A 12,529-nucleotide genomic window follows, 5' to 3' on the forward strand; every position below is an offset into this window, starting at 1 on the left:
GCGATCCGCCGCTTTCACCATCAGAGCTTCACAGCTGGCGCACTCCATTGTCGAAGCGATAAGCGGATATCATGTCTACCTTTCACAACAAAAACAAAAGGGCAAAGTGCGAACGATCCTGCGCGTGATCGTATTGGGCGCAGCAAGCGCAATCTTCGGCATGCGGCAACTGCTGCCCGCCGCGATAGCCTGCCTGCTGATGCACGCCGCCACCGTTCAGGCCCAGGAAAGCCCTTCCTACGTTGTCAGGATCAACGGTGCGGAATCCCTGACGGAAATGCTCACCGAACACCTCGATATTTCACGTCACGCGGGCGACACCAGGCTGGCTCCCGAAGAGATACAGCGTCTTGTCGCAATCACCCCCGGACAGATGCGCGAGCTGCTTGCCACCGAAGGCTATTTTTCTCCGATCATCCGGCCGCGCCTGGACCAGAACACCAGCCCATGGATTGCGCATTTTGATGTCGAGCTCGGGGTGCCGACCGTTGTCAGCAGCGTGGAGATCCAGTTCCGCGGTGGCATCGCCAGCGGGCCGGATGCCGACCCGCGTCGCATGCAGCGGCTGCGCCGACGCTGGCAACTCGAACCGGGTGCCGTCTTCCGCCAAACCGACTGGAGCGACGCCAAGAGCGCCCTGCTGAAAGGCCTGCTGGTCAATGACTTTCCCGCCGCCGCGCTGGCCCACAGCGAAGCGCGGGTCGACCCGCGCACCAATACGGCAGCACTCACCGTGGAAGTCGACTCGGGGCCCGCGTTCACCTTTGGCGAGCTCGACATCAACGGCCTCGACCGTTACTCGATCGAAATGATCGAGTCGCTCAACCCTATCCGGACCGGTGATCCGTACAGTCAGGAAAAACTGAGCGAGTTGCAGGCACGGTTACAGGACACCGGATATTTCCGCTCCGCATTCGCCACCGTCGAGATCGACCCGGCAAAGCCGCACAATGCGCCGGTGCGCGTCGACCTGACCGAGAATCCGCGCAGGCGGCTGTCGCTCGGTGGTGGCTTTTCGACGGATACCGGCGCACGCGGGCAGGTGAAATGGCTGGATCGCCATTTTCTCGGACGCGACTGGCGGCTCGAATCCGAGTTGCGTGTGGACCGTGAAACGCAGCTTCTGTCCGGCGAAGTGTTCCTGCCCCCGCTGCATCTTGACTGGTTGCCGCAAGGCTGGCTGCCAAGCTTCGGCGCCCGCTACGAGCAGACAACGAGCAGCGGCGAGACCAACGACAAGATACGGACCGGTGCGCGCCTCGTCAGCCCGAACCGCATGGATGAAAAGACCTGGGCCATCGCATTTCTCGCCGACCGGCAGCGCATCGGCGACACCTTCGTCAACAACCGCCAGGCCCTGATCGGCTCATTCATTTATACCAAGCGGCGGCTCGACCATCCGCTGACGCCGCGCCGCGGTTACGTCGCGTCGCTCGACCTCGGTGTCGGTCCGCGCGGCTTCATCAATCAACGCGACATTGCCCGCGTCGTCGGCCGCGGCCTCCTGCTGATGCCGCTGATGCCGCGCTGGCGTGGCGTGCTGCGCGGTACGGTGGGGGAAGTGTTCGGTACGAACCGTTACGACATCCCGGGCGACCTGCTCTTCCGCACCGGCGGCGACCAGAGCGTGCGCGGCTTTTCCTACAACACGCTCGGCGTGCAACAGGATGGCGCGACAGTCGGCGGCAAGGTCACCGCGGTCGTCAGTGCGGAAGTCGTCTACCAGTTCATGCCGCAATGGGGAGCAGCCATTTTCACCGATGCCGGCAATGCCGCCGACTCCTGGCGCGACTTCAAGTTCGAAAGGGGCAGCGGTGTCGGTGTGCGCTGGCGCAGCCCGATCGGGCCGATCAACCTCGACGTGGCACGCAATCACGCGACGAACAAGCCACGGCTTCACTTCTCGGTCGGCTATGGCTTCTGATTCCGCAAAACAGGCGCCCTCCCCACGCCGGCCGCGCCTGCGCCGCGGGCTGGTGATCGCGCTCGGCATCATTGGCCTTGTCCTGGTCCTTTTGGCCGGATCCGCCGCATGGCTGCTGGGCACGGAAGGCGGAGCACGTTTCGCCTTGTCCACCGCCGCGGAACGAACCGGGAACATGATGCGCGCCGAAGGCGTGCATGGTCGGCTGACGGGGCCGTTGCGGATTGAAAGCCTCGTCCTCGAACAACCGGACCGGCGCATCACCTTGACCGATCTGCGCATCAACTGGCGGCCGCAAGCCTTGCTCGACAAGACGCTGCACCTGACGTCGGTGCAGCTCGCCCACTTCAGCGTCTTCAACAAGACCGAACAGAAAAAGGAGCCGGCAACACTGCCGGAGACGATCAGCCTCCCCTTCGGGCTGCGGGCAGACACGGTACGCGTTGGCGGCGGCGAAATCGGGCGCGGGCCGGTCAGCCTGGTGAAGCTCGGTGCATTCGCGCTCAGCCTCGATTACGACGGCAACCGCTACCACTTGCGGCTGCAGGAATTTACTGCCGGCTCGGCACTGGAGAACGGCAGTGTCGCCACACGATTCAGCGGCGAGGCCACGCTCTCGACGCAAAAGCCCTATGCACTTGACGCCGCCTTCTCCAGCCGCAGCAGCGCCACGATGGAAGATCGCAAAATTGGCGCGACAGGCCAGCTCAAGCTCGGCGGCTCCCTTGCGGAGCTGATGGCCGAAGCCGATCTGGTGGTTAACCGCGCACCGGTGCGGGGGAGTGCCGTGCTGCGCCCGTTCTCTGACAGCCTGCTGGGGCCGGCAAAGCTGACCGCACGGGAGCTCGATCTTTACGGCCTCGACCCAACACTGCCGGTGACGTCGCTCGACATCGATTTCGTGAACGATGAACGCGGCGCCGGACAACTCAGCGTGCGCAACCGTGCGGCCGGACAGTACGCGGAACGCATGTTGCCGCTGGCCGCGCTGCAAGTGCGCTTCCGGCAGGAGCCCGGCCGGGTCCATTTCGAGCATATCCTTGCCCGCCCCGGTACGCCGCAACTTCCCGCAGGCGACATCACCGGCCGCGGCCGCTACGCTGACGGCACATTGGCACTGACGCTCAATACCAATGCACTGAACCTGCAGCGCATCGACAAGCGCATGCGCGCCACGCAGCTGCGTGGCGAAGTCGAGCTGCGGCAAGCAGCCGGCAAGCGGGAATTCAAGGTTGCGCTCACCGAGCCGCTGGACCGGAACCAGCGCGTGGCACTCAATGCACAAGGCGTGCTCTCCGACGAAGAACTAAGACTGGACCGCGCGGAACTGCAGGCCGGCAGCGGACGCATCGAGGCGTCCGCTCAGCTTGCGCTTGCCGGCAACCAGGTGTTCAGTGCGCAAGGAAGAATCGACCGCTTTCGCCTGCAGGACCTGGGCACTTTCAAGGATGCGCCTTCGCTGCTGCTCAACGGCGACTTCACGTTGCGCGGCGCACGCCAGCCCCGGCTCGAAGCCGACCTCGCCTTCAACATCACCGACAGCAGCCTTGAAGGCCAGCCGCTGGTCGGTGACGGTGAAGTGCAACTGCGCGGCGAACAGCTGCGCGTGCCGCGGTTCCAGCTTGCCTTCGGTGCGAACCGGCTCGAGCTGCAGGGCCGGCTTGCGCAAGATGACTCGACCTTGACCTTCAACCTGCATGCGCCACGGCTTGCACAGCTGGGCAGGCAGTTCGGCGGCGCGCTGCAGGCCAGCGGTGTCGTGCGCGGCACCCTGGAACAGCCGCGCATCAATGCGGAATGGACAGCCAGCAAGGCGCGCATGCCCGGCAAGGTGCAGATCGACGCCATGCAGGGCAAGGCGGAGGTCAGCATCGACCGTAAGCAACGCTTTATCGTGCGCAATGCCGTTGCCGATCTTGCTGTGCGCGGCATGGCGCTGGACGCTGACGAGGTACGGAGCCTGACTGCGCAGATCCGCTTTTCCCCGCAGCCGGAGGCACCGCTGGCAGTGACTGTACAGGCGGAGGGTATTGCGACCGGCGGGCTGCATGCCGACCGGTTCAGCCTTCATGCGCAGGGTGTGACGGCACGTCATGACATCGATGTCGCCCTGCTGGAACCCGGCACGCCGCCACAGGCTTGGACGCTTCGTGCCAATGGCGGCCTCGACAAGCTGGCCGATGATCCGCGCTGGCAGGGGAGCATCGAGCGCTTTGATGCAACCGGGCGCGTCGAGGCGCGCCTCGCGTCCCGGGCAACCCTGCTGCTGTCTGCGGCAAGAATGCAGCTTGACGATTTCCTCGTCGATCTTGCCGGCGGCCGCATCGCTTTGCAACGCTTCGCCCGCGACAAGGACACCATCACTACCCGCGGCCGGATCGATCGTCTGCAACTTGCACAGGTACTGCACCAGCTGAGCGCCGCGCCGGCGGTGAAAACCGACCTCGAAGTCGGCGGAAGCTGGGATCTGCGCATTGCCGACACGGTTTCCGGTACGGTCAGCCTCCAGCGCGAACGCGGGGACGTAACGATGCTTGGCGCTGCGCCGGTGACACTTGGCCTGCGCTCGCTCAGAGCCAGCGCCGCGGCTGATGACGGACGGATCGCCCTTCAGCTGCATGCCGACGGCGCCCAGCTCGGCCGCATCGACGTGAATGCGTCGTCCGTAATCGGCACCGGCGCCTCGCGCCTGTCGATTGCCCCCGGCGCGCCTGTCTCCGGCCGCGCGCAGATCGATGTGCCTTCGCTGCGCTGGGTCGCGCCGCTGATTTCGCCATCGCTCCTTGCCGACGGCAGCTTGCAGAGCGAAGTATCACTGACAGGCAATTTTTCACAACCCCGGCTTGCCGGCCGCATCGCGGGCGAGTCCTTGCGCCTGACATGGACCGAATTCGGGCTGGACTTGCGGGACGGTGTCCTGCAGAGCGATCTCGAAGGCGAGCAACTAGTCATACGCAGTCTCCAGTTCCAGGGAAGCGAAGGATCGGTCCGGGTTTCCGGCCCCGTCGATTTCCAAGACGGTGGCGTCGCTGCACAACTGGTCCTTGCCGCCGAGCGCTTTGCCGTGCTCAATCGCGCCGACCGGCGTCTGACCGTGAGCGGCGAAAGCCGGATCGCGCTGAAGGATCGCCGTGCCAACATCACCGGCGCGTTTACCGTCAATTCCGGCTTCATCGACATTGGCAGTGCAAGCAAGCCGCAGTTGTCGGACGATGTCGTGATCGTCGGCCGTGAGGAAAAGCCGACGGCAAAGACGGCGGCCTCGATCGATGTGTCGATTTCGCTGGGCAATGGCGTCACGGTAAAGGGCCGCGGCCTGGATGGCGTGCTGGTCGGTCAGGCCAGGCTGCTGAGCGAGCCCGGCGAGCCCTTGCGCGCGCAGGGAACGCTCAACATCCGCAAGGGCACGTATGCCGCTTACGGGCGCGAGCTGGCCATCGAAAAAGGCGTACTGCGGTTCCGGGGACCGCTTAATAATCCGGCGCTCGACATGCTCGCCATGCGGCGGGGACAGGAGGTGGAAGCCGGCGTGTCGGTGCAAGGCACGGTACTGCAGCCGCGGATCACGCTGGTCTCCGAACCGACCGTGCCCGACAGCGAAAAACTGTCCTGGCTGGTGCTCGGGCGCGGGCTGGCGTCGGCTGGAGAATCGGACATGGGCGCGTTGCAGGCTGCCGCCGCTGCATTGCTGTCGAAGGGCGCCCAGTCAGGAGTGGAATCCCGCATCGCCAGCGCATTCGGCCTCGATGCTTTCAGCGTCGGCACCAGTCAGGACACCTTGCAGGAACGCATCGTCACGCTCGGCAAGCAGATTTCCTCCCGCCTTTATCTCAGCTACCAGCAAGGGCTGGAGAGCGCGGCCAGCGTCGTACAACTCCGCTATGTCCTGTCGCCGAAGCTCTCGCTGGAAGCCGAAGCCGGCACCCGCAGCGCGCTTTCCTTGTTCTACAACATCGCCTTCGATTGAGCAGGAGTTTCCCTTCGTACAGAGGCGCTGCCCATTGAACGAATCGTTCCTTCGGACGATCAAGCATGCATCACCATTCCGGAGGACGCATGCAGCCACTTTCAACCGGCATACGCTGGTGGTTCGAATCCCTCGACAAGGCACGGCGCCAGCGCGGCGCCGCTATGGATCGTCTCGGCTACGGCCCACGGGAAAGCCCGTCGACGACCGTCCTGTCCGTTCCCGGCCTGCGCCTTCGCCGCTATGACAATCCGGCCGGCGTGCATGACGACAACGCACCGGTCGCGCTGATCGTGCCTGCGCCGATCAAGCGCCACTATATCTGGGACCTGTCTCCCGAACGCAGCGTTGTCCAGCATGCATTACGGCAAGGCATGCGCGTCTATCTGATCGAATGGGAAGATCCGGCCGGCCCGACGTCGCAGTACGGCTTGCAGGAATACGGCTGCACACTGATCGACGAATGCGTGGAGGCGATTCACCCACGGGGCCCGGAAAAGAAAGTGTTCCTGCTGGCGCACTCGCTCGGCGGCGTCTTTGCCGCCATCTATGCAGCGCTGCGCGGCGAACGTGTGGCCGGAACGGTGTTGATCGAGACTCCGCTGCATTTCGCCCGCGATTCCGGATCCTTCACGCCGCTGGTCATCTTTGGGCCGCCGGCGGACGGCATCGCCCGGATGCTTGAACGCGTACCCGGGTCGATGCTCAGCATGGCAAGCAGCACCGCCTCCCCTGCCACCTTCAGTGCCGAGCGCTATGCGGACTTCATCGCCAGCCTCGGGTCAAGCAGTCAGATGCAGAACCACATTCAGGTCGAGCGCTGGACGCTGGACGAAGCGCCCATGGCGGGCGTCCTGTTCGAGCAGGTGGTGGAACAGCTGTACCGCCGTGACGAACTGATGCGCGGACAGCTTCTTGTCGACGGACGACGCATCGGGCCGAAGAGCCTGTCGTCGCCCTTGCTGTCAGTCTACGATCCGCGAAGTGTGGTCATACCGCCGGCGTCCGTGATTGCCTTCCACGAGGCCGCGGCCAGCCGCACAAAACGGCTTTTGCGCTACGACGGCGATACCGGCGTCGCCCTGGCGCATGTTGGCGCGCTGGTGGGAGACAACGCGCACCGCCACCTGTGGCCGCAGATTTTCGGATGGCTGCATGCGCTGAATACAGTGCGGCATTAGGGCGTGCCGGCATCGCCGGCAGTCACAGCCAGCCGCCACTGCCGTCACGCCCGCGTCACGTTTATTGACCGCCTATTGACCGCCTATTGATCGCTTATTGATCGCTTATTGATCGCTTATTGATCGCTCATTGGCTGCTTGGGCTGCCTTGGCTGCTCCCCTTGTTGTCGGTGCTGCTGCCCGTCGCGCCGCTGTCACCGGAGGTTCCCGAACCGCTTGCGCCGGAGGCCTTTCCACTGCTATCGCCGCTGGCACCGGACGAAGCGCCCGAATCGGATGAGCGCTTGGCTTTGTGGGCCTTGGTTTTCTTGGACTTCTTTTTCTGCGTCCCGTCATCGGATGTCGCCTCGCTGCTGCCCGACGTGGCACCGCTACTCATCGACTGCTGACGCTGCTGGATCTCCATGGCTCGTTGCTCGACCTCCGCCGCACGTGCCGGATCGGTGCTTTCGCGGATCTCCGTGGAGGGCGATTCGGACTGTGCCTGGCTGGCACCGGCCAATGAAAGAAGTGACACAAATAGCGCAACGGAAAGTTTCTGCATTCTGTTCTCCTTGAGTGAGGGCTGGCCGGAATATTCGACGCCGCAGCATCAATCTGCATGCACGGCGACAAGGTCGGCGCAGCGGCTTGTGAGGCAACCTTACTTAGGACTGCAAGGCGGTGTTTCAGTTTCGCCAAGTCTTTAATATGGGTTAAGAAACATGCGCTTGGTCCGCATTCAGCGGAACATGGCATGCCGCGCATGTTGCGCAGCAATCCTCATGAGCGGCGTGACAGCGGTAATAATCGAAGCCGTAAGAATCGATATACAGGGACGCGCCGGGAACAGCAGAGGGAATCAAAACGGAACGGCGTGAAGAATTATCCGCTCGTCGAAAAACGTCGCGGCAAGATGGGTACCGGGATCGCGGTTAGCGTGCGTACAGGCTTTACGTCACGCAGTGCACTGTGATGGAGCGCAGGCCGCAGTATCAGCCTGCGCAACTGTTTCTCAACGGCGTGTCAGGTCAGTGCCGGGAGGAAAACTTTTCGGTGAGCTGCCGCAGCTTCTCGGCACGCTGGCGCTCGTGCTTCTCCGCCAAGGCTTGTTCCTTGCGCTTTTCTGCCGCCTTCTTGAAGCGTTCGCGCAAGACTTCCGATGCATGCGTGCGATGGGTTTCCGACACTTCGCCGGCGGGGTTGCCATCCAGGTCGACGCGGGTTTGCGCCTTCTCCATCGCCTTCAGATAGCGCACCGAGTTGGTATGCAAGCCGAGCGCGATGCGGAGCGCTTTTCTGTTGACGTCGGGCATGCGGGCGATGACTGCCTTGTCGATACCGACGGCAAGCGGCGCAGCGGTGCGGAAAACGTCAAAGGTCTGCTCAAGCTGCTTCAGCAGCGCGCGAGCGGATTGGAGAGGAGTGTTATCAACGGGATTCATATTCGAAACGACTTGGATGCGATGCGGCGCCAGCATAGCACGGTAACGGCCAGTTTCGTACCGGGAAGAACGTGCGCGCGAAACGATCTTTCATACGCAGAAGGCAGAAAAGGATGAAGCCCTGCGGAAGATGCAGCAGGACAGCATTCCCCGATTTCAAGGAGAGTGCGCTGCGCGGCGGGCCGCTGCATTGAACGGGCGCGCCGTTTCCCCTGGATCTGGCCGCAATTCCGTTCATGTCGCGACGGGCCGGACAGCCGTCTTGCCCGGCTCCCGACGCCGGCGAAAACGGGCAATCACGGATTTTTCCAGTTCCGCCACAAACAGAAGCAGTACTCCCGCAAGCGCGACCCGCATCCATTGCCCCGCCCCCAGCGCGGTCGAACCGAAGATGCGTTGCAGCGGCTCCGAGTAAACGAAGGCCAGCTGGAAGAGCGCACAGGCGGCGATGGCATACAGCACGTAACGATTGCCGAGCAATCCCTCGCACGACAGGACCGACCGGTATATGTACCTGCTGCTGACCAGATAGAACATCTCCGCGACGACGATGGCCGAGACCGCCATGGTGCGCGCCGTTTCCAGGCTTGCCCCATTGTGCATTTCCCATAAAAACAACCCGAGCGAACCGGCCATCATCAGCAGCGACACCATCAGCACCCGCCACACGAAGAACCATGACAGCAGCGGCTCGCGCGGATCCCGCGGCGGCCGCCGCATGACGTCGTGCTCGGGACGTTCGAAGGCGAGCGCAAGGCCGAGCGTACTGGACGTGACCATGTTGATCCACAAGACCTGCGCCGGTGTCATCGGCAACAGCAGCTCAAACAGGATCGCCGCCACCACCACCAGGCCTTCCCCGCCGTTGGTCGGAAGCATGAACAGGACAAACTTCTGGATGTTGTCGTAAATGCCCCGGCCCTCGCGGACCGCATTGCTGATCGTTGCAAAGTTGTCGTCGGCAAGGACCATGTCCGCCGCTTCCTTTGCCGCCTCGGTCCCCTTCAGGCCCATCGCCACGCCGACGTCCGCGCGCTTGAGCGCAGGTGCGTCGTTGACGCCATCTCCGGTCATCGCGACGATATGCCCGCCGGCCTGAAGCGCTTCGACCAGGCGCAGCTTGTGTTCCGGGCTGGAGCGGGCAAAGACGTCAATTGCGGGCGCGACCTGGCGCAGCTGCTCGTCGTTCATCAGTTCGATCTCGGCACCGGTCAGGGCCGGGCGGTCGCGTCCGATTCCCATCTGCGCACCGATGGCACGCGCCGTTTCCGCATGGTCGCCCGTGATCATCTTGACCTGGATGCCCGCCGCCGTGCATTCCGCAACGGCTGCTGTTGCCTCTTCCCGGGGCGGGTCGATGATGCCGATCAGCGCCAGCAGGCTGAATCCGCGTTCCAGGTCGGAAAAATGCACCTCCCGCTGGGAGGGATCGACCGCCTTCACGGCGACAGCGAGCACACGCAGCCCGCGCGCCGCAAAGTCGGCCGACCCGCGTCGCCAATAGTCCGCTTGCAGCGGATCGTCACCGTTCTGGCGCTCGCACATGTCCATGATGCGCTCGGGCGCACCTTTGACGTAGATGATGCCGCTGCCGGCATGGTCATGATGCAGAGTCGCCATAAGGCGGTGCTCGGATTCGAAGGGAATGACATCGGTGCGCGGCCAGTTCGCACGCTCCTGCACAAGATCGGCACCCGCCTTGCGTGCGAGGGCAAGCAGTGCGCCTTCGGTCGGGTCGCCCTGCAAATGCCAGCTGCCGTCCTGCTGGTGCAGTTCGGCGTCATTGCACAGCGAGACGGCACGGGCGACTGCACCGAGCACGGGATGGTCGTCGGGTACAACGACGGCGCCGGCCAGATGGAAAGCGCCTTCCGGGGCGTATCCCGAACCGCTGACTTCAAACACCCGGTCTGCCGTCAGGATCCGTTGCACCGTCATTTCGTTGCGTGTCAACGTGCCGGTCTTGTCGGTGCAGATGATCGTGACGGAACCCAGCGCTTCCACGGCCGGCAACTGGCGGATGATCGCGCTGCGGCTTGCCATGCGCCTGACTCCCATCGCCAGCGTGATCGTCATGATGGCGGGAAGCCCTTCCGGAATGGCCGAGGCCGCCAGTGCGACAACCAACACGAACATGTCAGCCGGCGCATGGCCGCGCCAGGTCACGCCGATGACGAACGTAGCGGCAGCCATCAGCACAATTGCCAGCGCAAGCCAGCGGCTGAACTGCCCCATCTGCCGCAATAGCGGCGTGGTGACTTCGTGCACCTGCTCGAGCATCGTCCCGATGCGGCCCAGTTCCGTCTCGCGGCCGGTGGCAACGACGACGCCGGTTGCCTGCCCGGAAGCGACAAGTGTTCCGGAATACAGCATGGATTTCCGGTCGCCGAGTGAGGCATCGACGGGAACGGGCGCGATGCTTTTTTCAACGACGTCCGACTCGCCGGTCAGGATGGATTCGTTGACACGCGGACTTTTTCCGCCGACCAGCCGGATGTCCGCCGGCACCTTGTCGCCCGACGCGAGCACGACAATGTCGCCCGGGACGAGCTGTTCGACCGCGATCTCCCTGCGCACGCCTTCGCGAATGACGGAAGCGTGCAACGACAGCATCGCGCGGATCGCGTCGAGCGCCTTCTCCGCCTTGCCTTCCTGGATGAAGCCGATACCGGCATTGACGAGTACTGCGGCGAGCAGCACACCGGTATCGATCCAGTGCTCGAGGAATGCGGTGATCGCTGCCGCCCCCAGCATCACGTAGATCAGCACATTGTGGAACTGCATCAGGACACGCAGCCACCATGGCCGCTTTCTTGGTGGAGGCAACCGATTGTGTCCGTATTGTTCCAGGCGCGCGAGTGCATCGCGTTCGGACAATCCCTGGCGCTGATTCACACGCAGTTGCTCGAGGACCTGTTCGGCGCCGATCGCGTGCCACGATATTTGTTTCACCGCATTCTGATCACTGTCTTTCACCGCGCCTCCCTTTGGCATCAAGTCCCCTCGGTCGCCACCCTGGAGTGGCGACGCGCCCGGATCCGGCTGGACGGCCGCACGACCGCACGACCGCACCTGCACGATCAATCAGGCGTTGTGCTGTACCGGCGCCACCAGCACGTCGCAATCCGTCTGGTCGATCGTGTCGCGTGTCACGCTTCCCAGGATCATCTCGGCAAAACGTGACTTGCCGTGCTTGCCCAACACGACGAGGTCCGGCTTGGTGGTTTTCACGTGGTCACGGACGACCGGTCCGGGAAGGCCGAAGGTGATTGCCCTGCTGATGAATCGGTCTTCCGCGTTGAGCTCGCTGATGAACTGGTTAAGCTGTTCACGTGCATCTTCGTGCGCCTTCAAACGATATTCATAGATCGTTTCACGCGGTATGTTTGCGTACTGCATCTGCCCTTCGACGAGCACTTCAAATGCGTGAAGGAATGTGACATCCGCTTTTGGAGCAATCGCAAGTGCCAGTTCTGCAGCACGACGCGAATCATCAGAAAAATCAACCGGAACCAGCACACGCTGGTACGCCTGCTGCGGCAGGTTTTTCACCACGAGCAATGGGCGTTTGCACAGGTGCGTCAGTTTGTCTGCGGTATTGCCAAGAAGCAGATCCGAAAAGAAGTTGCCCCCGTGCGCTCCGATGACGACGAGATCAGCATTGGTTTCCTCGGCCCTCGCGACGATTTCCGCGGCAGGATGACCGAAACGTACGTTGCAATCGAAATCGACACCGTGGTTGTCCTTCAGCAGGCCTGCCCGAAGTTGAAGCTCTCGACGTGCATTTTCCGTCGCCAGCGCGGTGGCCGCTTCCACCGTGCTTTTCATGATCCGGGCAAGAACATCCGGCTCACCGCGCTCCCTGACCGTCAGAAGTTCTGCCCTGCCGGATTGATGCTCGCGACAGAGCAGCGCAGCCCGTGCTTCGGCGCGGCCCGCGCGGTCGGAGCAATCCGTTGCCACGAGCAAGCATTGAAAGGTCGACATGTCTGTTTTCTCCCAAGTGAAATTCCAAAATCTGCCCGGCGTGCTT

The 12,529-nt window shown here is 63.2% G+C and carries 7 protein-coding genes; 3 read left to right on the forward strand and 4 right to left on the reverse strand.

What is annotated here, in order from left to right; translation table 11 throughout:
• Positions 1 to 106: 106 nt before the first annotated feature.
• The 3 genes from ACYVIA_RS16770 to ACYVIA_RS16780 all read left to right on the forward strand — a co-directional run bounded on the left by ACYVIA_RS16770 (position 107) and on the right by ACYVIA_RS16780 (position 7,072).
• Complete coding sequence (locus ACYVIA_RS16770; RefSeq protein ID WP_460842775.1) at positions 107 to 1,924, forward strand: autotransporter assembly complex protein TamA; 1,818 nt, start codon at positions 107 to 109, stop codon at positions 1,922 to 1,924.
• Positions 1,914 to 5,891 carry a translocation/assembly module TamB domain-containing protein gene (locus ACYVIA_RS16775; protein WP_460842777.1) on the forward strand — a complete coding sequence of 1,326 codons (3,978 nt, stop codon included), beginning with the start codon at positions 1,914 to 1,916 and terminating at the stop codon, positions 5,889 to 5,891. The genes ACYVIA_RS16770 and ACYVIA_RS16775 overlap by 11 nt, the downstream gene beginning before the upstream one ends.
• Before the next feature lie 89 nt (positions 5,892 to 5,980).
• Positions 5,981 to 7,072, forward strand: coding sequence for an alpha/beta fold hydrolase (locus tag ACYVIA_RS16780; protein WP_460842778.1), 1,092 nt, complete (start codon positions 5,981 to 5,983; stop codon positions 7,070 to 7,072).
• Between the two features lie 127 nt (positions 7,073 to 7,199).
• Here the strand turns inward: ACYVIA_RS16780 and ACYVIA_RS16785 are convergent, their stop codons facing one another.
• The 4 genes from ACYVIA_RS16785 to ACYVIA_RS16800 form a co-directional block, all read right to left on the reverse strand.
• The gene (locus tag ACYVIA_RS16785) at positions 7,200 to 7,616 is read right to left on the reverse strand and encodes a hypothetical protein (protein ID WP_460842780.1); all 417 of its coding nucleotides are present in this window, start codon (positions 7,614 to 7,616) and stop codon (positions 7,200 to 7,202) included.
• A gap of 466 nt (positions 7,617 to 8,082) precedes the next feature.
• Positions 8,083 to 8,496, reverse strand: coding sequence for a ProQ/FINO family protein (locus ACYVIA_RS16790; RefSeq protein WP_460842782.1), 414 nt, complete (start codon positions 8,494 to 8,496; stop codon positions 8,083 to 8,085).
• A 234-nt stretch (positions 8,497 to 8,730) separates the two neighbouring features.
• Positions 8,731 to 11,490, reverse strand: coding sequence for a cation-transporting P-type ATPase (locus tag ACYVIA_RS16795; protein ID WP_460842784.1), 2,760 nt, complete (start codon positions 11,488 to 11,490; stop codon positions 8,731 to 8,733).
• Between the two features lie 90 nt (positions 11,491 to 11,580).
• On the reverse strand, positions 11,581 to 12,483 hold the full coding sequence (locus tag ACYVIA_RS16800; RefSeq protein WP_460842786.1) for a universal stress protein: 903 nt from the start codon (positions 12,481 to 12,483) through the stop codon (positions 11,581 to 11,583).
• Between the last annotated feature and the right edge of the window lie 46 nt (positions 12,484 to 12,529).

This window comes from Noviherbaspirillum agri, from assembly GCF_054780595.1.